A 23,129-nucleotide genomic window follows, 5' to 3' on the forward strand; every position below is an offset into this window, starting at 1 on the left:
ATGCCATAACGCACCTGAGCCTGTTTGTAGGTGAGCTCGCCTTTTTCAATCTGCTCGACCAGTGCCAGTTTAAAAGTCAGCGAGTAATCGCGCTGCGTCCGTTTCACACCTTGTCCCATCGGGTTATCCATTTATTGGGGGGAAAGGTGTAAACCATATTCAGGACGGGACACGAGATAAAAAAACGCCCCGCTGAGCGGGGCGTTTTGGCAAGCGAGGCTGATTAGGCAGCCAGATTCTTGGCCACGAATTCCCAGTTAACCAGAGCCCAGAAGGTTTCCATGTACTTCGGACGCAGGTTGCGGAAGTCGATGTAGTAGGCGTGCTCCCACAGGTCAACGGTCAGCAGCGGGGTGGTACCGGCTTCAGTCAGCGGGCAGCCAGCGTTGGAGGTGTTGACGATAGCCAGAGAGCCGTCAGCTTTCTTCACCAGCCAAGTCCAGCTGGAACCGAAGTTGCCGATGGCTGATTTGGTGAAGGCATCTTTGAACTCGGCGAAGGAGCCGAATGCCTTGTTGATGGCATCAGCCAGGGCGCCAGTCGGCTCGCCACCGCCATTCGGGGAGAGGCAGTGCCAGTAGAAGGTGTGGTTCCAGATCTGGGCGGCGTTGTTGAAGATGCCGCCGTTGGAGGTCTTGATGATCTCTTCCAGAGACTTGCCTTCAAACTCGGTACCCGGCACCAGATTGTTCAGGTTGACCACGTAGGTGTTGTGGTGCTTGCCGTGGTGATATTCCAGAGTTTCCTGGGAGATGTGCGGTTCCAGAGCGTTGATTGCATAGGGCAGAGCGGGAAGTTCGAATGCCATTTTCTACTCTCCATTGGCTGGACCGTGCGAAGGCGACGGTTGCAAGACATTGCGTACTCTTTTCTATATGTGAAAAGAGTTGTTTTTAAAATGATGGGGCTGGGTAGCCCAAAGCCAAGGGATTGTAGCAGTATCAAAGATGGCCTAACAACTCTTGATTGGCGCCATGATCGCGATCAATCCTGTGTGGGTTCTTTGCACAATTCGAGCCGGGTCACCCCTTTGTCAGCTTGTGCTCGGGCAAGATTGCAGTAGAATGGCCGCCGAAATCGCTCTAGTGAGGCACCTATGGAAACTATTGAAAAGATTAAGCAGCAGCTGGCTGACAACCCCATCATCATCTACATGAAGGGCTCCCCCAAGCTACCCAGCTGTGGCTTCTCTGCCCAGGCCTCCCAGGCTCTGATGTCCTGCGGCGAGCCGTTTGCCTACGTTGATATCCTGCAAAATCCGGATATCCGCGCCGAATTGCCAAAATTCGCCAACTGGCCGACCTTCCCCCAACTGTGGGTTGAAGGTGAGCTGATCGGTGGCTGTGACATCATGATCGAGATGTTCCAGGCTGGCGAGTTGCAGGCTCTGATCAAAGAGACTGCTGCCAAGTACAAGCAGGATGACGCTGCTGAATAAGCGGGTGTTCACATCGCTGAAAAGGGAGCCATTATGGCTCCCTTTTTTATGGCTCTGTCCCAATTACGTGTTGAAAGGCTAATCTTGAAGTAGGCCATCACCTTGAGGTCTACCATCATGGATACTCCAGCCTTTCAACACCTGTTGTCCCTTTTTCCCCAGTTAACCCTGCGCCAGCGCCGTGTTGCTCAGCAGGAGCTTACTGCACCCCACACCATTACCTCGCTCAATACTCAATTACCGGCATGCAGTGGCTGCCCCCATTGTCAGGCCGATGTTACCCAGCTGGCGCCTTGGGGATGGAGTCGGGGACTGCGCCGCTACCGTTGCAAACTGTGTCTGCGCACCAGTACCGTTCTGACCAAGACGCCCTTGGCCAGATTGCGTAAAGCACAGTGCTGGGAAGACTACGCACAAGCTCTCATCGAAGGAGTGACTGTCCGCCAGGCCGCGCGGCGCTGTGGGGTCAGCAAAAACACCGCGTTCCTCTGGCGTCACCGATTCTTGCGCGCGATGGCAACCCATCAGGCCACCCGGGAAGAGGGCATTGTTGAGGTGGATGAGACCTTCTTCCTTGAATCGTTCAAGGGGCAGCGGGGACTGCCGCGTCCACCACGTCATCGCGGTGGTAAAGGTCGAACTCGTGGAACCGGGCCAGATTACATCCCGGTGATGGTGGTACAAGACTGTGCAGGCCACCATGCGGATTTCCAGTTGGAGAAAATAGATGCCGAGACGGTCATCGCGGTGTTGAAGCCGTTGGTGTCACCGGATGCGGTGCTGTGTAGCGATGGGGCGGGTGTGTATGCCTGTTTCAGCAATGAACAGGGTATAACCCATCAGGTGGTGCGCAATCGTCAAGGCGAACGGGTAGTCGGTGCGTATCACATCCAGCATGTGAACGGATATCACCATCGGTTGAAAGAGTGGATGGAGCGGTTCCATGGCGTGGCGACGCACTACCTGAAGAACTACTTGGGTTGGCGCCGGATGCTGGAGCGTTACGGAAAAGGCGTAAATATCAAAACATGTTTGCATGAGGCGCCCCATGCAACACGTAATTGGGACATAGCCTTTTTTATTTGCTGGCGACGCAAGCAGTAGACACTGTCACCCCCATCGGGAGTGTGTCAGCAAGCCAAAGCAAAGCGGCTGCCAATGGCAGCCGCTTTTGTCTATATGGTCATCGGGCAGATCAGGCGATCCGTTCGATACGAGCCATGTAGAAGCCGTCGAAGCCGGTCTCGGACGGGCTCACGGTGTGATCGTCACGCAGACGGAAGTTTTCGTTGGCGGCGAGGAACTTGTCCACCTGTTGACGGTTTTCCTCGGGCAGGATGGAGCAGGTTGCATAGACCAGCAGGCCGCCCACCTTCACCATCTGGCTGTAACGCTGCAGGATCTCTTCTTGCAGCGCGACCAGCACCGGCAGACGCTCGGCGGTATCACGCCACTTGGCATCCGGATTGCGCTTGAGTACGCCCAGACCGGAGCAGGGCACGTCCAGCAGTACGCGGTCGGCGCTCTCTTTGAGGCGCTTGACGGTCTTGCTGCTGGTGATGACCCGGGTCTCCACGTTGTGGGCACCGGCGCGACGAGCGCGCTGCTTGAGGTTCTCCAGCTTCCACTCTTCCACATCCATTGCCAGCAGACGGCCTTTGCCCTGCATCATGGCGGCGATATGCAGGGTCTTGCCACCGGCACCGGCGCAGGCGTCGATGACGCGCATGCCTGGGGTAACCTCCAGAGCCGCAGCAACCAGCTGCGAGCCTGCGTCCTGCTGTTCGAAGCAACCATCGGCAAAGGCCTTGGTACGGAACAGGGCGGCGTCGGAGGTGACCTGCAGGGCAGTCTCCACACCTTCAACCGGAATGGTGGTGACCTGCTCTTTGGCCAGCATGGCTTGCAGCTCATCACGGGTGCACTTGAGGGTGTTGACCCGCAGGTAGCGCTTGGGCATCCAGGCCAGAGCTGCACGCTCGGCAGGCCAGGCTTCACCCAGCTGCTCGCTACCCAGTTTCTCCAGCCAGCTCGGGCAACCATCCATCAATACCGGGTTCTTCTTCGCCTCGGTCAGGCGGCGGCGGAATGCCTCTTCATTGAAGCGATCCAGGGTCGGGTGGTTGGGCTGGGCAATTTTGTGGAAGGCATGCCAGCTGTGCAGCAGCGGCCAGACATTCTTTTCGGCCTGACGCACCTGAATACCGGTGAGGAAACAATAGAGGCTGAGACGGCGCAGCAGGTCGCCGGTGACCAGGGCAATCCTTGCCTGTTCTTGCGGTTTGAGTTCGATGCCTGAGAAGTGACGGGCATAGGCGCGGTCGAGGGTAAGACCCTGACCGAGCACATCGTCAACAATGGCAACGACCAGATCCCCGAAACGGGGCAACAGTGGGGATTTGAGCATGAGATTAACCTTGGCCAGATAAAGATGAACCGCACCTTTGTGAAGAGGAGCAGTTCTAAAATTGACAAATCCGCGCAATGATAGGGGTTAGACGGGGTTGGCGCAACACTCCCCATGGGGGAGTGGCTGAAACAGTGGCGCCGGGCTTTTTGATTCGGCGGGATAATGATGCCGGTAATGGTTCAAAAAAGTGCATGACTACAAGGATGACAAAGATGCATGTGAGCAGTAAGTGTTCGTTGGCCTTGTTGGTGGCCAGTTTGTTGGGGTCAACCAGCCTGATGGCCAGCGAGTGGAGTACGGTAGCCGCCAGCGCGACTGCGGAGCAAGGTTATGAGGTGCGGGCCAATCAGTTTCGGGTGGCCAAGGTGCCGCTCGACTATTTTGCCGGGCTGCAAGCCGGGGCGAGTGAGCTGACCCTGCCGTTGCCCGATGGGGGGGAGGTCACCTTTGCTCTGGAAGCCTACGACTTGCTGCCTGCAGATCTCGCCGCCAAGTATCCGCAGATCCGCACCTTCAAGGGTCACAACCCGGCGCATCCGATAGAGACGGGGCGCTTCGATCTGGGGCCGCAAGGTTTTCACGCCATGTTCAGCCATCAGGGCAGGATGGTGTTTGTCGATCCGCTGCGCAATGCCGAAGGCTACGCCGTCTATTACCAGCAGGATGCCCATAGTCGGCTGGAAGATGAGGCGGACAAGATCATTGGTTCGCAGATCAGCAAGCGGGTGCGCAAGGTGCAAGTGGATGGCAATGTCCGCAAGCAATATACCATCGCCATTTCGACGACGGGGGAATTTACCCGCTACCACGGTGGCTCCAAAGCGCTTACCATGGCGGCGATTGCGACCTTGCTCAACCGCGTCAATCAGGTCTATCAACGGGATGTGGGCGCCGAATTCGTGCTGGCCAGTGGCAATGACAACCTGATCTTTACCGATCCAGCCAGCGACTTGTTTGCCAATGATAATTCGGATGCGCAGACCAATATCGGGGTACAGGCTTATTACTTTACCAATATGCAGCTCGGTAATTTTGATATCGGCCATGTACTCAATACCGGTAGCGGTGGTCTGGCCGGTTTGGCAGTGCTCTGCACCAATCAGAAGTCTGGCGGGATGTCGGGTTCACCCACACCGGTGGGAGACGCCTTCTTCGTTGACTATGTGGCTCATGAAATTGGCCACCAGTTTGGTGCCGATCATACCTTCAACGGCACTACCGGGAGTTGCGGTGCTGGGACCCGGGTTGCGAGTCAAGCCTATGAGCCTGGTAGTGGCAGCTCCATCATGGCCTATGCCGGTATTTGTGGTGATGAGAATATCCAGGCTCACAGCGACCCCTATTTTCATAGCAAGTCCATCGAGCAGATGCGTGCGCACATGGCGACCGTATCGACTTGTGGAACCACACTCGCGTTGAGTAATAATGCCCCGCAGGCAGCTGCAGGGGGGGACTATGTGATCCCTGCCAATACGGCCTTTATGTTAAAAGGGGCTGGTGGAGATCTGGATAATGATTCTCTGCTCTACAACTGGGAGCAGATCGATCTGGGTACTGAATCGAGTAGTGCCGCCACCATGATTGACGATGGCTCCCGGCCGCTGTTTCGTTTTGTCTCTCCCACTGCATCGCCGGAGCGGATCCTGCCGAGTTTGCCATCCCTGCTCTCCGGCACGCTTGCCAAAGGAGAGGCCTGGCCGACTACCAACCGGGATCTCAATTTCAGACTGACGGTGCGTGATGGTCAGGGTGGAGTTGCCAGTGATGACATGAAAGTGCAAGTGATCAATACCGGTGCGGCATTTCGCATCACCAACCCGTTTTACGGGGTGACTCTCATTCCGGGGGCCAGTCAGGCAGTGGCATGGGATGTGGCGGGCACAACTGTAGCGCCGATCAGTTGCAGCAAGGTGGACATCTCGGTGACCCAGGATGAGGGCGTAAGCTGGACAATGCTCGCCGCCGGACAACCCAATAACGGCGCAGCAACGGTAACGTTGCCTGCCTATCTCACCAGCAGCGTCAGGCTGAAAGTGGCATGCAGCGACAATATCTTCTTTGCCATCAGTCCCCTCAAATTGCCTCTGGTGCAAGGTGGCTCGACTTCAGGTGGCGGCGGTGGTGGCGGGGCGCTCGGATTGTGGACGCTGGCTCTGGCGCTGCTCGGCTGGCAACGGAGGCGCATATGAAGGGAGTCCCTCTGTTGCTGCTTGTCATGCTCGGCGGTTGTCAGGCCGATGCCAGCACGCTGGAACAGGAGCTGAGTGCAAACCTCGCCAGACAGGATTACCGCCTGATAGTGATAGCCGGGCGGGGAGAGTTCGCCCCCGGTATTGCAGCCGAGCAGCAGGCAGAGGCCAAGGCGCGCTGTGGCAAGCGTTATCTGGATGGATTGGGCGATGTGATAAGACCCGGTCAGCAAGATATACATGCCAAGTTGAGCGCTTACGCCAGCGAGTATAACCAGCGTATGGTGATTCATTGCCCGATAGCATCGGGCGCGGACAAGCAGTAATACACCAACGAACCAATCCAAATGGAGGGGATATTCATCCCCCTATCTATCCGTGAAGGCGCCAATGGCGCCTTCACTTTTTCCGTTGTTGAATGGGGCCAGTCTGTATTGCCTGAGATGGGGATCGCGGGTGTAGCACGATTTTTCAGCGTGACAGAAGTTTTGTGCGAATGTTCTTTTCTGTCTGTCACGCAGATCGTCAATTGACGCTGCACCATACTTGTTGCCACCAAGGTAGGGCAAGGAGGCTCTATGAAGCATGGCATTGCGGTGATTATCACCAGTTTGTCTGTTCAGGTTGCAGCAGAACCCCAGTGGACCTTCATGGATGAAAACTTGGAAAGGGGAGGGATCTATGATGTGCGAGCTGAAAAGGTCAGAGTGGTGGTTCCTGACAAGCCTTTTGAACCCGGGCATCTCGCCAGTGTATTGACCTTGCCATTGCCGGATGGCACTACGGTGCAGTTTGATGTTCATCCCAATGCCTTGCTCCCGGAGCCGTTGGCCCAGCGCTACCCTTCTATCAATACTTACAGTGGGAAGGCTATCGATCGGGCGGCGGATACAGGCCGATTTGATGTCACCATACATGGTTTTCACGGTATGTTTACCCATCAGGGGCGTACTTTTTATGTCGATCCGCTTCAGGACGGTTTCTCTTATGCCGTTTATGAACAGCAAGATACCTGGCGGCGACAGGATGTGGATCAGGTGATTGATCCTCATGGTATCGAGCGTGAGCGAGCTGTGCTGGTCAATGGCAATTTGCGCAAGCGCTACACTATCGCCATCTCGGCAACTGGGGAATATACCCAGTATCACGGTGGTACCAAGGTTGCAGCACTCTCGGCCATTGCAACACTGCTTAATCGGGTCAATGAAGTCTATCGCCGTGATGTGGGGGCCGAGTTTCAGCTTGCAGCTGATACGGATAATGTGATTTTCACCGATCCTGCGACGGATCCTTTCACCAACTCGACCCAGGATATCGCAATCAACCAGACCCAACAGGGGGTGTTGCTCAATCCTTCTTTTGATCTGGGCCATCTGCTGGCGACATCAGGCGGCGGGGTGGCGACCCTGAGATCTTTATGCAACCCTTTCAGCCGTTCACGGGGCATGACCGGAGGCTCACAGCCTATCGGTGATGCATTCTTTATTGATTATGTGGCCCACGAATTGGGGCACCAGCTGGGGGCAGAGCACTCCTTCAATGGCATGGCCGACAGTTGTGCAACAGGTCGCAAGGCTAGCTCAGCTTGGGAACCGGGCAGTGGCTCGACCATCATGGCTTATGCCGGGATCTGTGGTGAGGAGAATCTGCAGGTTAACAGCACACCTTTCTTTCACAGCAAGTCGATCGAGCAGATGCGGGCTCTGATGGCCTCTCTGCCCTCCTGCGGCACCGACCTGGCGCTTGCCAATAACGCGCCGGTTGTGGATGCGGGGGGCGATAGGGTGCTCCCCGCCAATACGCCTTTCACTCTTGTCGGTAGTGCGCTGGATCTGGATGGTCATCCCCTCAGTTACACCTGGGAGCAGGTTGATCTTGGCAATGCATCCTACAGCGTGGCAACCATGGTGGATGATGGAACCCGCCCGCTGTTTCGCTTTGTTTCACCAACATCGGATCCCCGTAGAACATTGCCCGCCATGAGCTCTCTGATATCGGGTGTCTTGGCCAAAGGAGAGGCGTGGCCTGCGACCAATCGCAATCTCCAGTTCCGCCTTACCGTACGTGATGGTCAGGGGGCCGTGAGCAGTGATGAAATGGTGGTTCAGGTGATCAATACCGGCGCGGCATTTGCCATCACAGCTCCGCAGATCGGCGCCATGGTGGCGGGTAGCACTCAGCTAGTGACATGGAATGTTGCCGGGACCGATCAGCCTCCTATCAATTGTCCCAGCGTGGATTTGGCACTGACACAGAATGGTGGTTCTACTTGGACTACGCTGGCAAGCGGGCTTGCCAATAACGGGTCGGCCAGTGTGGTGTTGCCTGCACCGTTGACCAGCACGGCCAGGCTGAAGCTGGCATGCAGCAATAATATTTTTTTCTCTATCAATGGGATAAGAGGTAATGCGTCTGCCACTACGGAAAGTGCAACTGTCATTACCGACAACAATGCGGGTGGCGGCGGTGGTGGTGGTGCAGTGAATCTTATCGTGATCCTCCTGATGGGAGGGGCAGCCGGATGGCGCAGGTATTACGGTTAGCCGTCAGTTTGCTGTTTCTATATATCTGCGCAGCGCCTGTTGTGGCCGCATCACTGACCGAGGCAATAGATGAAAGTCTTGCTGCTCAGGATTATCGGCTCATCGTGCGTGGCGGGCGCGGCGGTATGGCTCCGGGGGTTGTGGAGTCATTGCAAACAGAAGCGAGAACCCGGTGCGGAGTCCGTTATCTGAAAGGGTTCGGTGATGTGATTGAGATGGGTAAGGAGTCGGAGTTTGAGCAGCGGATTGACTATGCCACCCGATATAACCGACAGATGCTGGAAAGGTGCATGCCGGAGGCGATTTCAAGGCCGTAGTGGCTGTTCAACAACGTCGCGTAAATCGGCAGGATTGGAGTTATAACTCTAATATTCCAAACATAGTGATAGTCTCATGGGAGTGATTCGATGACTCACATATGAGCCCCCATATACTTTTTTTTGGAGTTTTAACTCTATTAAAAAGAACTGCTGAAAATGCTAACAAAATGAGCTGTTTATAAACTTTAACTCACTAACATTATGATTTTAAATGAAATAAAATTCATTTAATTTTTATTGAAAAAGTTGAATTGTGACTTGTATCACGTTATTCTCGCCGGCTGTTCAGTCAGGTGATTAATAATGATGAAGTTCACAATAAATGCAATCTCAGTTGTCATCGCAATGTCAGCCAATATCGCGCTGGCATCCCCATGGCATATGATCGAAAAACGCAGCAAGCAGGCCGATGAACCTGTAAGGGCTCGCGCATACAATATCTTTGAGGTAGAGCCGGATTTTTTAGAAAATCTGCGCTTGGGCCAAACCGTGATTACGCTACCATTGCCTGATGGCAAGATGGTGCAATATGAATTGGAAGCCTATTCCGTATTACCGCCTGCGCTGGCAGCAAAATACCCAGATATCATGACCTATAAAGGACATGAAGTGGGCACCCCCAGCAATACCGGTCGTTTTGATATTTCTCCGCGTGGTTTTAACGGCATGTTTATGCATGCCGGTGAGCAGATATTTGTCGATATTCAGCGTAATGGTACCTACGCTGTCTATTACAAAAAAGATGCACATTCAATGAATGGCAAGAATATCAAGGAGATCATCGAAAAGTCAGAGCTGAAAAAAAAGTTAGCACACAAAACTGAAGCGGCTCGTAACGAGGCTGGCTATAGCAAGCCAGAGCTTACCCAGTACAGCATTGCATTCTCTACTACTGGTTCATATACCAGGTTTTTTGGTGGCCAAGCCCAAGCATTGGCATCACTGATAACCTTGACTAACCGTTTAAACGAGGTATATGAAAGGGACTTAGGGGTTCGTTTTGTATTGGCAGAGGGGAATGACAATATTATATTCGAAAATCCTGTTGATGACCCTTTTGTTAACGGTAAGTATCCTAAATTTAAAAACATCAGCACAATAAATACAGCGGTTCAGAGAGAGAAGCTGAGTAGTAATGAGCTTGGCTATTTCGATATTGGTCATGTAGTGACGCAAGTGGAAAAAAATGAAGGGGATGCGCATCTAGGATCATTATGTGACAATATAGATTTATATTATTCATATAGGTCTAACGCTGCTACAGGAAACAAAAATCCTGTTGGAGATGCTTTTTTTATTGACTTTGTTGCGCATGAGATTGGTCATCAATTTGGAGCTGACCATACCTATAACGCTGATAAGGGACAGAGAGAGTCATCCATGGCATGGGAGCCTGGCAGTGGTAGCTCCATCATGGCTTATGCGGGGATGATGGGGGAGCAAAATATACAGCTCAACAGCGATGCCTATTTTCATAGCAAGTCGATTGAGCTGATGCTCGAGCATATAAACAAGCGTGAAGCTAAAGCAAAGAAGAGTGAGATCCGTTTTTTTGGTGCACCATCGGCACTTGCTCCTCTTTTTTCCTCACGTTGTGGCACTGCTATCCCGAACCAAAATGGCGATAATCAGGCGCCAGTAATTACCGATGTGCCAGCAGAACATGTGATCCCCAAAGGGGTGGCATTTAGCCTGAGTGGCAAGGGTAATGATATTGACGGTGATACCCTTACCTATACTTGGGAACAGGTCGATCTGGGGGATGGAACGACGAGTGGCGATCAATTGAGTTCCGGTCGCCTTGCAACCGGCCCTCTGTATCGTTACGCCGCGCCGACCACTTCCCCGGTTCGTCACTTTCCTTCGCTGGCTACCCAGTTAAAAGGGGAAGCTGAGAAAGGTGATGTTTGGGTCAATGTGCCGCGCACCCTTAACTTCCGTCTGGTCGCCCGTGATGGCAAAGGCGGTGGCGCCTATGGTGAGACCTCGGTCGAGGTGGTCGATACAGGTTCACAAACCTTCAAGATATTGCCAGCCCCTGACCAGCGTATTCTGGTTGGCAACCCGACCACAGTGAATTGGCAAGTAGCTGGCACTGACCGTCATCCTGTCAACTGTCAGCGGGTCGATATCAGTTATAGCAATGATGAAGGCAAGAGTTGGCAGCCGCTGGTCAATGGCGTGAGCAACAATGGCGCTCATGAGGTAACCATTCCGGCCAATGCTGGCAGCGCTGTTCGCCTCAAGCTGGCCTGTAGCGACAATATTTTTTATGCCATTACGCCAAAGCTGGCGACCAAGAGCAGTAATACACCGGCCCCCCAGCCTGAAAGCAATGGCGGCGGCGGCGGTGGTTCGACCGGTCTGTTCGCGCTGTTGGGCCTTGGTATCGCTGCGCTGCTGCGTCGTCGTGAGATCATGAGCTACTAAACCAGATAACCCAAGGGTGAGATTACCCATCTTTGGCAAATTGATGAACCAAGCGAAGAGGCGTTAGCCTCTTCGCTTTTTTTGTATGGTTTACAAGGTCGCTTTATCGAGCGCACAATGCCTGCGTCACTCTCTTGATGGTCGTGGAACCATTATTTATTTGAAGGAAAATCAAGATGATGGATGTTGCTGATCTGCGCCGTGAGTATACCCGTGGCGGTCTGCACCGGGCCGATCTGCCGGCCGAGCCGCTGGCGCTTTTCGAGAAGTGGTTGGCGCAGGCCTGTGAGGCCAAACTGACCGATCCCACCGCTATGGTGGTAGCGACGGTGGATGCCGATGGTCAGCCCTGGCAGCGCACTGTGCTGCTCAAGCACTACGATGCCCTGGGAATGGTCTTTTACACCAACATGGGTAGCCGCAAGGCGCAGCAGCTGGAAGGCAATCCTCGTATCAGCCTGCTCTTCCCCTGGCATACGCTCGACCGTCAGGTGCATGTGACCGGTCGGGTGGAGAAGATGAGCACCTTCGAGGTGATGAAGTATTTCCACAGCCGTCCCAAGGATAGCCAGATCGCTGCCTGGGTCTCCAAACAGTCGACCCGCATCTCGGCCCGCGGCGTGCTGGAGGCCAAGTTCCTCGAGCTAAAGCAGAAGTTTGCCAATGGCGAAGTACCGCTGCCGAGTTTCTGGGGTGGCTTCCGGGTGGTGATCGAGACGGTGGAGTTCTGGCAGGGGGGCGAGCACCGGCTGCACGACCGCTTCTACTACACCCGTGACGGGGATGGCTGGCATATCGAGCGTCTGGCTCCCTGAGCGCGCTGTTCAAATCTGTTTTCACAAGGAGTGTGTATGCGTCTGTATGGTGATCTGCGTTCCGGCAACTGTTACAAGGTGTGGCTGCTGGCCCGCTGGCTGGAGCTGCCCCTTGAGTGGGTTGAGGTGGATATTCAGGCGGGGGATACCCATATCCCCGCATTTCTGGCCATGAACCCCAACGGCAAGATCCCGGTGCTGGAGATTGGCCAGGGCGATGCGCTGGCGGAATCCAACGCCATCCTCTTCTATCTGGCGCAAGGCAGCGCCTTGTGGCCCACCGATCCGCGCCAGCAGGCCGAGGTGCTCAAGTGGATGTTCTTCGAGCAGTACAGTCATGAGCCCTATATCGCGGTGGCCCGCTTTATCGTTCACTATCTCGGCCGCCCCGAGTCGCAGGAGGCGCGTCTCGACGGGCTGAAAGCCGGTGGCGAGAAGGCGCTGGCGGTAATGGAGCAGCAGCTGAAACAGAGCCCCTATCTGTGCGGTGATGCGCCTACCATCGCCGATATCGCCCTTTATGCCTACACCCACGTGGCAGAGGAGGGGATCTTCTCCCTGCAGGGGTGGCCCGCTATCCGCAGCTGGATCGCCCGTATCGAAGCCCATCCCCGCCATCTGACGCTGCCAGTGGCCTGTCAGGCCAGCTGATGGAACTGCTGATCGAGGCGACTCTGTGGCTACCGCAGTGGACTACGCTGTTGCTGTACTGGCAGCAGCAGGGTCATCGCTGGCAGCTGCTACTGGGCAAAGAGGCGGCCGCCGCCCTCGATCAAACCGATGCACCCTGGGCGAGCAGCCCTCCTGACGGTGTGCTCTGCCCGGGGGCCCTGCTGGCTGCTTGGCTCGATGGGGATCTGCTGGCGGATTTTCATGTTGATCCCAGCCGCCAGGTTCTGATCAGCGCCTCTACTTCCCTATTGACCCTCGCCAGGGAGCAGGGACTGCTCACCCTTGGCCCTGTGGGGGCCGATTTGCCGCTCACCCCCGAGGCCGATTTGGGCGCCGTGCTCAATCGCCTGCTGGCGCGCCGCGTGACGGTGCCGACCCTGGCTGAGGGGCATTCGCTATCAGGTGTCGTATTGCGACAACTGCAGGCCGACGATGAGCGCGAGATAGTGCGCTACTGCAGCGACGAGGCGCTGGCGCGCTACACCCTCAATATTCCTCACCCCTATCCGCCGGAGGGGGCCCGCGACTGGCTGGCGCTCAGCTGGCGCAAGGCGGCGCTTGGCCTTGGCTGGAGCTGGGCCATCACCTTGCCAGAGGAACAAGGTGCGGCGTTGCTAGGGGTGATCTCCCTGCACTGGAATGGCGAACTCGCCTGGTGGGTGGGCGTGCCCTGGCAAAATCGCGGTCTGGCGACCCGGGCCGCCAGCTTGGTCAAGGGGTTCGCCTTTGACCAACTGCAACTGCCTGCGCTGACGGCTCGCCATATGCCAGACAATTTAGCCTCCGGCCGGGTGATGGCAAAACTGGGGATGCACTATCGCGGGCGGCGCCATATCAGTGGTCGCCAGCCGTGCGAGGTGAGCTACTGGCGGCTGGATCGCCCCCTCTCCTTGCCAGCCCCTTTACTTGATGAGATTGATCATTGGCTGGCTGATGAGCGGATCGCCGTGGTGATCCTGTGGGATCACGCCACGACCAATCGGCAGAGTGCCAATGGCAAGCTGGCCATCTCGCTTTTTGTGGATGAGAAGGGCGTGGGGGAGGAGCCCTGCTGTCTGTGCTGCCCGCCGCAACTTGAGCGGTTGCTGGCGCTACATTGTTACCCCGTCGATCTGCTGGAGCAGGCCGAACCGGAGCAGTTGTCCCATCTTGGCGGCGTCTTGCTGAAAGACAGGGATGAACAGGGGTTGGCGTGGTTGCTGCAACTGGCCGCGCTGCAGCGTCAGGGGCCCGATCTGCTCAGCCGCGAGGAGCGCGCATCACGGCGCCACTGGTTCAACCAATTGATGGCGCAGGCGCTGGGCGATCAGGGTGACTCTTCGCAGATACGCTATCAGCAGTTACGGCTGCTGGTGGAGCTGCCGGAGCTGGTCGATGAGCTTGATGGTTGTTGGCATCAAACGCCCGAACTGACTTTTGAGCGGTTGGCGCGGGAGGCTCCCGCCCTCTGGCTTGCCTACCGCGAGGCGATGAACAGGGTCACCCCGGTGACGCTAACCGCCTTGCAGCAGCAGTTTGCCGCTCGTTTTCCTGAGTGCACCCTCCCATTTTTGGACAAAGGTACTCAGAATGACCAGCCGTTGTGTGGAATAATGCCCGCTCTGCTGTACGAGGAGTAATACCTGATGTTGAGAACCGAGCGCCCCGGTGACATGCTGCCGGTTTATGAGCTGCTGAGTGCCGCCTTCGGTCGTTCCGATGAGGCCGAACTGGTCAACCGCCTGCGCGAATGTGGTGCTGCCGTGGTGACCATGGTCGAAGAGGAAGAGTACGAGTTCATGGGGCACCTGATGCTAAGCCCGATCACCATTAACGGCATGGAAGGGCCCTGGCTCGGTCTGGCGCCGGTCGCGGTTCATCCCGACTGGCAAGGTCAGGGTATTGGCTCTGATCTCATCCGTGAAGGGCTTGATACGGCGCTCGAGATGGACTGGAAAGGGGTGGTAGTACTCGGGGATCCGGCCTATTACAGCCGTTTCGGTTTCCGCCCGGCTAGCGAGTTTGGCCTGCACTGCATCTATGAGGTGCCTGCCGACTGCTTTATGGCGATGGAACTGCAGGAGAGTGGTTTTACTGGGGCGCAGGGTGAGGTGCTCTATCACCCCCTGTTTGATGAGTGTCCAGAATAATGAGGAAGGTTGAATTTAGATGCATTTTTTTTCTATTAAAGGACGTCTTCGCCATATCAAGCTTAGCCATAAGCGATTTTTACGGCGTCTTTGCTCAAAAAATTTGAAAAAGTATGGTGTTAGGCGATTAAAAAAAGGTAAGGTCAGTCGTGACATTGTTGTGTTTGCTCCTCATGTTATAGACCTTTATAAAGTTAGGAATCATAAAGAATTTAACCGGTTTATTTATAGTATTGAACAGGCAGCACAGAGGGTTAGGTTGTCAAAAAAGTCCTTGAAAATTAATTTTCGAGATACTAGAGCAATCACAGCATCAGCATGTCTATTACTGATAGCAAAGGTTGATGTTATTATAAAAAGATATGATGGTGTTAAGTTTAAATTGATCAGGCCACATAGCAATCCTACATCTGGAATAAAGAAGCCTATTAATTTGGTTGATGCTGTGTTGTGTCAGGTTGGTTTTTATGAGTTAATAGGAAAGAAAATATGTTCTGCCGACATTAATAACCCCAGTGTGAAATGTTGGCGTTTTGCCAGTAGTAAAGAAAGTGATGGAACTATTGCTGGCTCCATTTTGAAAAATATCGATGATGAAAATATATCGCAGTCTGTTCTCTATCGTAGCTGTATAGAAGCGATATCTAATGCTGCTGAGCACGCCTATTCCTCTGATATTAAGGTGGATAAGCCTTTTATTTTAAAAAAATGGTGGATATTTGTTGGTAATATAAATAAAGAGTATGTGGTTATTATTTGTGATGTCGGGCATGGCATCCCGAATACGCTTGAATTAACCCAGCAAACTTCTTTGCTAAATAAAATATGGGCACTGATTGGACAGCAAAATTCGGATTCACATGGTGATTGTGAATATATTAAGGCGTCAACCTTGGTAAAAGAGACTCGAACGGGGTTGTCTCATAGAGGGAAGGGAACTACGGACCTTAGAACTTTTGTTGATAAAACAGACAGAGCAAAGATGGTTATCTTCTCTAACAGAGGCACTTACAGATACTATAATAAAAAATGTAATAGATTATCAACTGCATATGACAATGATTCATCAATTGGTGGTACTATAGTGGAGTGGTCAGTACCAAGTAGCTGCTGAGGGATGTTACTGTGGAAATAAAGATAATTGATTTTAGTGAATTCCCTGGGGCTCGATATAGAAAACTTGGCCCCTATAGTGGTGAAGAATTTAGAGATGATGTGCTAATTCCTGCAATCAAAGATAATAATCATGTTATCGTGAATTTTGATGGTGTTTTCGGTTATGGCTCATCATTTCTAGAAGAGGTTTTTGGTGGTTTAATTCGTTCTGGGATTAAACAGGATGTAGTAATGAATATTATTTCATCAGCAATATCCAACGATGATCCAGATATTTTATTGGAAATAAAGTCGTATGTGGAAGATGCCGTGAAAATGAACAAATAATGATGTGGTATTAGTAATGAAAGATGCTGAGCTAATAATAGCCGTGCTGGCACTTATAGTATCAATTATTGCTGTTCCTATTACACATCGTTTAGGTAGGCAAGCATCAAAACACGACTTCATAAATTTGAAGATTGATGACTTGTCAACATCATTGGACCGAATATTTGATGAGTGCATAGATATTATATCTAATAGTACCTTTGACAATAGCAAGTATTTATATCAGGTTAGTATGTATGTTAAGCTTCAATGGATCGTGAAAGAAATAAATTTATATGATAAGAATAATGAATTACAAAGAAAAGAATGTCTTTTGTCTGTTAAAAAGATAATGACGGATGATATATTCTTTTCAGGCGACAAAAAAAATTGCTTATTAAGTTTGCTAAATCAAATCAATAAATTGAAATCATGTTTTGAACGAAAGTTTTAATTTAAATAGAGTAAGGGCAGTAATTTACCACCCTTATATTAGTATTCTTTTTATGAAAAGAACCAGTACCCGCGGTTGACCAGACGGGTCAGCAGTTGCAGGAAACCGGCCTGATCGGCCAGCTCCACCATATCGGCCTGAGTGATGATGTCTTTGTCACACAAGAGCGAAATGGCTGCTGCGTCTTCGCTCTGCAGAGTCCAGGCTTCGCCGTCGATGAAGCATTGCTGGCTCTCGCCGCTGAACCAGACGGTGCGCAGACCCGGCACCTTGATGGCGGGCTCGCCCTGGGTCAGCAGGTCGGCCACTTCCTCGGCACTGTAGTCCGGCTCGACCGGATTGACGTCCAGATCGTGCTTGGCCTCGGAGATCATGGTGCCGAACCACTCCTTGAACAGGGTCTCGTCATCGAGGGCCTGCTGCATCAGCTCGCGCAGACGGTGCAGCTCGTGGGGCTGGATCTCGCCGTGACGGGCACGGGGCTTGAGATCGGCATCGCCGTAACGCTCGGTACGCACCTCGTTGTCGATCAGGTGATCGGCAAAGGAGGAGATAAGCGCCTTGGCATCCGGTGCGCGGAAGCCCACCGAGAAGTTCATGGAGGGCTCGATGGCGTAGCCTTCGTGGGGGAATCCGGGTGGAATGTAGAGGATGTCACCCGGCTCCATGATGACGTCGATGATCGCCTCGAACGGCTCGCAGTGGAGCAGGGCGGCGTGGGCGGCGAACTCGTTGAGGGGCTTGGCATCGCCGACTCGCCAGTGGCGTTTGCCCAGACCCTGGGTGATAAACACATCGTAATTGTCGATGTGGGGGCCGACACCCGCATGGGGGGTGGAGAAGCTCACCATCACATCGTCAAAGCGCCAGCCCGGGATGAACTGGAACGGCACGGCCAGCTCGTTCACCTCGGGAGCCCAGTGGTTGCAAGCCTGTACCAGAATGGTCCAGTTCTCTTCGCCCAGATGGTCGTAGGATTCGAAGGGGCCGTGAGCGGCATCCCACTTGCCGTCGAAACGGGTGACGAGGCGGGACTCGACCACCTCTTCCATGGCCAGACCCGCCAGCTCATCCGGGCTGATGGGATCCTGAAAGTCCTTGAAGCCACCCTTGATAAGGAGCGGGCGCTTCTGCCAGTAGTGCTCGAGGAAGTGAGCGATATCCAGATTGAGTTCGTACATGCTGTTTCTCGTGTCTCGCAAAGAGGTTTTGCCCAAGGCAGGCTTGGGAAAAGCCACTCGGGATCCTGCCGTGGCAGGGAAAATAACAGGGGCCCTGTGGCGTATCGTGCACAGGGCCCCTTCGTCAGTAGCGGCTGGCTTACTTCAGCAGGTCAACCAGACGCTGGGCGTCACCGATGTAGTTGGCCGGGGTCAGCTTCTTCAGCTCAACCTTGACAGCTTCCGGCAGCTCCAGGGTGTCGATAAAGGTACGCATCCCTTCGGCATCGACGCGGCGGCCACGGGTCAGCTCCTTGAGCTTCTCGTAAGGCTTCTCGATACCGTAGCGGCGCATCACGGTCTGGATCGGCTCGGCCAGCACTTCCCAGTTGGCATCCAGATCGGCGGCCATGGCGGCGTCGTTGGCTTCCAGCTTGGAGATACCCTTGAGGGTCGCCTGATAGGCAATCAGGGAGTAACCCACCGCCACACCCAGGTTGCGCAGCACGGTCGAGTCGGTCAGATCACGCTGCCAGCGGGAGATGGGCAGCTTGCTCGCCAGATGCTGGAACACGGCGTTGGCCAGACCCAGATTGCCTTCGGAGTTCTCGAAGTCGATGGGGTTGACCTTGTGCGGCATGGTGGAGGAGCCGATTTCACCCGCGATGGTGCGCTGCTTGAAGTGACCCAGGGAGATGTAACCCCATACATCGCGGTCGAAGTCGATCAGGATGGTGTTGAAGCGGGCCATGGCGTCGAACAGCTCGGCGATGTAGTCGTGCGGCTCGATCTGGGTAGTGTAGGGGTTCCAGGTCAGGCCGAGGGAAGTCACAAACTCCTCGGAGAACTGGTGCCAGTCCACATTCGGGTAGGCGCTAAGGTGGGCGTTGTAGTTGCCGACCGCACCGTTGATCTTGCCGAGGATCTCCACCGCCATGATCTGCTTGAACTGGCGCTCAAGACGGTAGGCGACGTTGGCCATCTCCTTGCCCATGGTGCTCGGGGTGGCCGGCTGGCCGTGGGTGCGGGAGAGCAGCGGCATGTCACGGTACTCGTGGGCCAGACGCTTGAGCTCGCTGATCAGCTTTTCGCAATAAGGCTTGATGACCTCTTCGCGAGCGGTTTTCAGCATCAGACCGTGGGAGTTGTTGTTGATGTCTTCCGAGGTACAGGCGAAGTGGATGAACTCGCTGACAGCCGCCAGCTCCGGGTTCACTTCGACTTTCTCTTTGAGGAAGTACTCCACCGCTTTCACATCATGGTTGGTGGTGCGCTCGATCTGTTTGATACGGGCGGCGTCACTCTCGTTGAAGTTGCTGACGATGCCGTCGAGCAGGGCGTTGGCGGCCGCGCTCAGGGCAGGGACTTCCGGGATCCCGGCGTGGCTGGCCAGTTTTTGCAACCAGCGCACCTCGACTTCGACGCGAAAACGCAGCAGGCCGAATTCGGAGAAGATAGGGCGCAGGGCATCGGCCTTGTCGCCATAACGACCGTCAATCGGGGAAACAGCAGTCAGCGCGGACAGCTCCATGGGGTGAACTCCTGATGATTTGTGTGGGGGATCCGTATCCACTCGCGCGTGGGGCTTAGTTGTCATCAAGGCTGATGTGCGGCTGTTCACCCTGATGTCGATCACGCTTGCCCGCGCGCGAGCCGATGATTAGTAACGTTTGGCCAGCTCCACCATCTTCTTGCGAGCGAAGATGATCTGGGTGCGGCTGCCACCGAGCTGACGCCACAGCACGCAGGCACGAATGCCTGCCAGCAGCAGGGCGCGCACTTTGTGCTGCACCAGCGGCTGCTGCAGGAACAGCGGGGTACCCGCCACCTGGATGCGTGGCCCGATGGGGCTGATAAGATCGCTGTAGATGCTCGCCATGTTGGCTAAAATCTGCTCGTCGAGCAGATCGAAGTGCTGTTGCTGGCGGCCAATCTGGCTGATCCGCTCACCCAGCATATTGAGAATGTCCTTGCGCTTGGCCAGCTTGCGCTCCAGTGCAATCAGGCTTACCACGTAGCGGGTCAGCTCGGCATTCTTCTGGCTGCCGTCGGCACCCAGCTGCTCGACCAGCGCACGGTAGCCGTCGCGAATGGCCAGATGGGTGTTGTTGAACACCTCGAGCGGCTGGCTCGGGTTGGTCACCAGAATGCTGGAGAGGCTCTCGCGCAGGGCGGCCTCGTCACAGCTGCCGTCTCGGGCCACCTTCTGCACCAGATACGCGGCCTGGCAGATGCCGGCAAAGGCCATTGTTCTGTCTTGGAATTTATCGCTCACGTCTGCTGCCTTCTGTTAAGGATTCAAACCGGATGGCTGAAACGTTGTTCGATGATGCCACCGCCCAGACACACTTCCCCGTCGTAGAAGACGGCGGACTGGCCAGGGGTCACCGCAGCCTGTTTCTCGTCGAAGATGACCCGGATGGTCTCGTCGTCGATGGGCTGGATCAGGCAGGGGATATCCTGCTGACGGTAGCGGGTCTTGACGGTGCAGCGACGCGGCTCGCGAATGGGAGTGCGATCCACCCAGTGCAGCTGGCTGGCGATGAGGCCGTCGGAGTAGAGGCGAGGATGCTCGCCCTGCGCCACCACCAGCACGTTGCGCTCGACCTCTTTGTCGACCACATACCAGGCCTCTTCGGTGGCATCTTTGCGACCACCGATGCCGAGCCCCTTGCGCTGACCCAGGGTGTGATACATCAGCCCCTGATGCTCGCCGATCACCTTGCCATCCACGGTCTCGATTTTACCGGGCTGGGCGGGCAGGAACTTGGCCAGGAAGTCCTTGAACTTGCGCTCGCCGATAAAGCAGATACCGGTGGAGTCTTTCTTCTTGGCGGTGATGAGATCCAGCTGCTCGGCGATGCGGCGCACCTCGGGCTTCTCCAGATCGCCAACCGGGAACAGGCTCTGACCCACTTGCTTTTCGCTCAGGGTATAGAGGAAGTAGCTCTGATCCTTGTTGGTATCGAGACCGCGCAGCAGGCGCGGGCGGCCGGTGCTGTCGTCACGGCGCACATAGTGGCCGGTGGCGATATAGGTGGCACCCAGCTCTTCGGCGGCAAATTCGAGGAACGCCTTGAACTTGATCTCCTTGTTGCAAAGGATATCGGGGTTTGGCGTGCGGCCAGCCTTGTACTCTTCGAGGAAGTGCTCGAACACATTGTCCCAGTACTCGGCCGCGAAGTTGATGGTGTGGAGTTTCATCCCCAGCTTGTCGCAGACGGCCTTGGCATCAGCCAAATCCTGGGCGGCAGAGCAGTACTCGTCCGTGTCGTCTTCTTCCCAGTTCTTCATGAACAAGCCTTCGACCTGATAGCCCTGCTGCTGGAGCAGGTAGGCCGAGACGGAAGAATCCACGCCGCCGGACATGCCGACGATCACCTTGATTTGGCTGTTGTCTGTCATTAGTCGAAGTTACCAGTTCGTTTAAACGGGGCGTATTCTACCAGAGTTTTGCGCCCCCGGTCACATATCCATGCCGCAGTTCCCATCAGGAGCCTGATAGCAGGAAATCGTTTTTCTGTTTGTCAGTACCATGATGAAAAAATGGTGCCAAACGATATCGGATAGCCTGTTCACGATCTGTCACGAGAGGCCGTCAGCAAGGTAAAGAGCAGCGCAGGAACCGGAGCGTATATATATACGTGAGGATTCCGAGCAGCACATGAGCCTTGATCACGGCCTCGCAATAAGAGCGTGGGCAGGCTCTCAGATGAAGGCCTTGAGTGCCGACAGCGGCAGCCGTGTCCCCGCCAGATAATCCTGAATGCACTGCCATACCAAGGGGCTTCTCAGGGCCGGTTTACATTCCGCTATTGCTTCCAGAGTGAGCCAGTGGCAAGCCAGCACATCACCGTCAGGATCCTCTGGATGGTGCTGACCGGGCGCTTTTTCAAGGTCGAAGATGATGGCGGTGCGCACATAGGTGGCCTCGCTGTCGGCCGGTTTGTAGAGATAGGTGCCAAGCCAGGAGGTGGGTGTGGCGGTCAGCCCCGTCTCCTCTTTCAGCTCGCGGCAGGCGGCGGTGAGCAGATCTTCACCGGCCTCCACATGGCCGGCGGGTTGGTTGAAGCGGCGCTGGCCTTTTATCTCCTCTTCCACCACCAGAAAGCGGCCCTGCCACTGCACCAGGGCGGCGACCGTCAGGCGCGCCTCCATGCGGGCGTGGCTGGTGGCCGATTGCTCTGCCTGATTGCTCATCATGACTCCTTGTCGCTGCTATTGGGATTGCCCGTACGGGCGGGTCTGCGTGCCGTTCCTCGCCCGCTGCTGCGGGGTTTGCCGCCGGTCGGGTTCGTGGCTGCGCGCTCGGTTGGGTGAGTGCTGCGGGGACGCTCGTCCCGTCTCGGCTGGCTAGCCCGCCGTGGCGCATCTCCTGCCGGTTTGGCCGGTTTGGCGGTATGAGCGCCTGAACGGGATGAGGAGATACGCGGGCGGCTGCTGGAGCTTGGCGCCAGCTCGGGGGCGGGTAGGCTGCGGCTCTCGCCGGGTGCCAGTCCATCGAGGGTCCAGTCACCGATGGCGTAGCGAATAAGGCGCAAGGTGGGGTGGCCGATATGGGCGGTCATCCGCCGCACCTGGCGGTTGCGCCCCTCGATGATCTTGATCTCCAGCCAGCTGGTGGGGATCTCCTTACGCTCGCGGATCGGCGGATTGCGCGGCCACACCGCAGGTTCATCCATGATGCGCGCCCCGGCGGGCAGGGTCATGCCGTCATTGAGCTCCACACCGGCGCGCAGGGCGGCCAGTTTCTCCTCGCTCGGGATCCCTTCCACCTGCACCCAGTAGGTCTTGGGGGTCTTCTCCCCCGGCTGGGTGAGGCGCGCCTGCAGCTTGCCATCGTTGGTGAGCAGCAGCAGCCCCTCGCTGTCGCGATCGAGCCGCCCTGCGGCATAGATGCCGGGCTCTTTGATGTAATCCTTGAGAGTCTCGCGGCCCGCCTCGTCGGTGAACTGGCAGAGCACCATGTAGGGCTTGTTCAGCAGGAGCAGCTTGCGATCCTCGGGGGCCAGCTCCGGCTTGCGAGGGGATGCATGGTGGGGGGCGGCTGGTTTGGCCGCCGTGCGCGGGGCGTTATCGCGCGGCGCGCGGCTGACAGAGAGACGGGAGCGGGGAGATTTCATCGGATACACACTTCAGACAGA

General features: G+C 55.4%; 21 protein-coding genes and 1 pseudogene. 14 read left to right on the top strand and 8 right to left on the bottom strand.

The window, feature by feature from the left end; translation table 11 throughout:
• Positions 1–223 precede the first annotated feature (223 nt).
• Positions 224–808, bottom strand: a complete 585-nt coding sequence (sodB, locus tag AB5Y82_RS02595) for a superoxide dismutase [Fe] (RefSeq protein WP_005334664.1) — start codon at positions 806–808, stop codon at positions 224–226.
• Between the two features lie 288 nt (positions 809–1,096).
• Here sodB and AB5Y82_RS02600 point away from each other — a divergent pair, with 288 nt between their 5' ends.
• Together AB5Y82_RS02600 and AB5Y82_RS02605 are read left to right on the top strand one after the other, a co-directional pair.
• Positions 1,097–1,438 (top strand): Grx4 family monothiol glutaredoxin, encoded by a 342-nt coding sequence (locus AB5Y82_RS02600; RefSeq protein ID WP_111900855.1) that lies wholly within the window; start codon positions 1,097–1,099, stop codon positions 1,436–1,438.
• 117 nt (positions 1,439–1,555) lie between these two features.
• Positions 1,556–2,510: pseudogene (locus AB5Y82_RS02605) on the top strand (IS1595 family transposase).
• A gap of 123 nt (positions 2,511–2,633) precedes the next feature.
• On the opposite strand, the gene AB5Y82_RS02610 reads toward AB5Y82_RS02605, so the two are convergent.
• Entirely contained in the window at positions 2,634–3,845 is a 1,212-nt protein-coding gene (locus AB5Y82_RS02610) for an RsmB/NOP family class I SAM-dependent RNA methyltransferase (RefSeq protein ID WP_111900853.1), read from the bottom strand.
• A 215-nt stretch (positions 3,846–4,060) separates the two neighbouring features.
• Between AB5Y82_RS02610 and AB5Y82_RS02615 the strand changes: the two genes are divergently transcribed.
• The 12 genes from AB5Y82_RS02615 to AB5Y82_RS02670 all read left to right on the top strand — a co-directional run bounded on the left by AB5Y82_RS02615 (position 4,061) and on the right by AB5Y82_RS02670 (position 16,825).
• Positions 4,061–6,037, top strand: a complete 1,977-nt coding sequence (locus tag AB5Y82_RS02615) for a reprolysin-like metallopeptidase (protein WP_368173613.1) — start codon at positions 4,061–4,063, stop codon at positions 6,035–6,037.
• Complete coding sequence (locus tag AB5Y82_RS02620; RefSeq protein ID WP_111900851.1) at positions 6,034–6,363, top strand: hypothetical protein; 330 nt, start codon at positions 6,034–6,036, stop codon at positions 6,361–6,363. The genes AB5Y82_RS02615 and AB5Y82_RS02620 overlap by 4 nt, the downstream gene beginning before the upstream one ends.
• Before the next feature lie 252 nt (positions 6,364–6,615).
• Positions 6,616–8,580, top strand: coding sequence for a reprolysin-like metallopeptidase (locus AB5Y82_RS02625; protein ID WP_159144119.1), 1,965 nt, complete (start codon positions 6,616–6,618; stop codon positions 8,578–8,580).
• Positions 8,559–8,897, top strand: coding sequence for a hypothetical protein (locus tag AB5Y82_RS02630; RefSeq protein ID WP_159144118.1), 339 nt, complete (start codon positions 8,559–8,561; stop codon positions 8,895–8,897). Before AB5Y82_RS02625 ends, AB5Y82_RS02630 begins: the two co-directional genes overlap by 22 nt.
• A 306-nt stretch (positions 8,898–9,203) precedes the next feature.
• On the top strand, positions 9,204–11,330 hold the full coding sequence (locus AB5Y82_RS02635) for a reprolysin-like metallopeptidase (protein ID WP_368173614.1): 2,127 nt from the start codon (positions 9,204–9,206) through the stop codon (positions 11,328–11,330).
• A gap of 176 nt (positions 11,331–11,506) precedes the next feature.
• Positions 11,507–12,145 carry a pyridoxamine 5'-phosphate oxidase gene (pdxH, locus tag AB5Y82_RS02640; RefSeq protein WP_069555642.1) on the top strand — a complete coding sequence of 213 codons (639 nt, stop codon included), beginning with the start codon at positions 11,507–11,509 and terminating at the stop codon, positions 12,143–12,145.
• A gap of 36 nt (positions 12,146–12,181) precedes the next feature.
• Positions 12,182–12,796: a glutathione S-transferase family protein gene (locus AB5Y82_RS02645; protein ID WP_213390316.1), complete on the top strand. Its 615-nt coding sequence runs from the start codon at positions 12,182–12,184 to the stop codon at positions 12,794–12,796.
• Positions 12,796–14,436 carry a GNAT family N-acetyltransferase gene (locus AB5Y82_RS02650; RefSeq protein ID WP_368173615.1) on the top strand — a complete coding sequence of 547 codons (1,641 nt, stop codon included), beginning with the start codon at positions 12,796–12,798 and terminating at the stop codon, positions 14,434–14,436. The genes AB5Y82_RS02645 and AB5Y82_RS02650 overlap by 1 nt, the downstream gene beginning before the upstream one ends.
• A 6-nt stretch (positions 14,437–14,442) precedes the next feature.
• Complete coding sequence (locus AB5Y82_RS02655) at positions 14,443–14,946, top strand: GNAT family N-acetyltransferase (protein ID WP_368173616.1); 504 nt, start codon at positions 14,443–14,445, stop codon at positions 14,944–14,946.
• Between the two features lie 19 nt (positions 14,947–14,965).
• Positions 14,966–16,060, top strand: coding sequence for a hypothetical protein (locus AB5Y82_RS02660; RefSeq protein WP_368173617.1), 1,095 nt, complete (start codon positions 14,966–14,968; stop codon positions 16,058–16,060).
• 11 nt (positions 16,061–16,071) lie between these two features.
• The gene (locus tag AB5Y82_RS02665) at positions 16,072–16,389 is read left to right on the top strand and encodes an STAS-like domain-containing protein (RefSeq protein WP_368173618.1); all 318 of its coding nucleotides are present in this window, start codon (positions 16,072–16,074) and stop codon (positions 16,387–16,389) included.
• A gap of 16 nt (positions 16,390–16,405) precedes the next feature.
• Positions 16,406–16,825 (top strand): hypothetical protein, encoded by a 420-nt coding sequence (locus AB5Y82_RS02670; RefSeq protein ID WP_368173619.1) that lies wholly within the window; start codon positions 16,406–16,408, stop codon positions 16,823–16,825.
• Positions 16,826–16,875: 50 nt separating this feature from the next.
• Here the strand turns inward: AB5Y82_RS02670 and AB5Y82_RS02675 are convergent, their stop codons facing one another.
• The 6 genes from AB5Y82_RS02675 to rluE form a co-directional block, all read right to left on the bottom strand.
• Complete coding sequence (locus AB5Y82_RS02675; protein ID WP_368173620.1) at positions 16,876–18,006, bottom strand: cupin domain-containing protein; 1,131 nt, start codon at positions 18,004–18,006, stop codon at positions 16,876–16,878.
• Positions 18,007–18,145: 139 nt separating this feature from the next.
• A complete protein-coding gene (gene purB, locus AB5Y82_RS02680) occupies positions 18,146–19,516 on the bottom strand; it encodes an adenylosuccinate lyase (protein WP_047434256.1) in 1,371 nt (456 codons plus the stop codon).
• 129 nt (positions 19,517–19,645) lie between these two features.
• A complete protein-coding gene (hflD, locus tag AB5Y82_RS02685; protein WP_005334622.1) occupies positions 19,646–20,260 on the bottom strand; it encodes a high frequency lysogenization protein HflD in 615 nt (204 codons plus the stop codon).
• A 23-nt stretch (positions 20,261–20,283) separates the two neighbouring features.
• Positions 20,284–21,390: a tRNA 2-thiouridine(34) synthase MnmA gene (gene mnmA / locus AB5Y82_RS02690; protein ID WP_005353619.1), complete on the bottom strand. Its 1,107-nt coding sequence runs from the start codon at positions 21,388–21,390 to the stop codon at positions 20,284–20,286.
• A gap of 303 nt (positions 21,391–21,693) precedes the next feature.
• On the bottom strand, positions 21,694–22,185 hold the full coding sequence (locus AB5Y82_RS02695) for an NUDIX hydrolase (RefSeq protein ID WP_368173621.1): 492 nt from the start codon (positions 22,183–22,185) through the stop codon (positions 21,694–21,696).
• Positions 22,185–23,108 (bottom strand): 23S rRNA pseudouridine(2457) synthase RluE, encoded by a 924-nt coding sequence (rluE, locus tag AB5Y82_RS02700; protein ID WP_368173622.1) that lies wholly within the window; start codon positions 23,106–23,108, stop codon positions 22,185–22,187. The genes AB5Y82_RS02695 and rluE overlap by 1 nt, the downstream gene beginning before the upstream one ends.
• Between the last annotated feature and the right edge of the window lie 21 nt (positions 23,109–23,129).

It is taken from the genome of Aeromonas sp. s13, assembly GCF_040907905.1.
In the GTDB taxonomy this organism is placed as follows: Bacteria; Pseudomonadota; Gammaproteobacteria; order Enterobacterales; family Aeromonadaceae; genus Aeromonas; species Aeromonas veronii.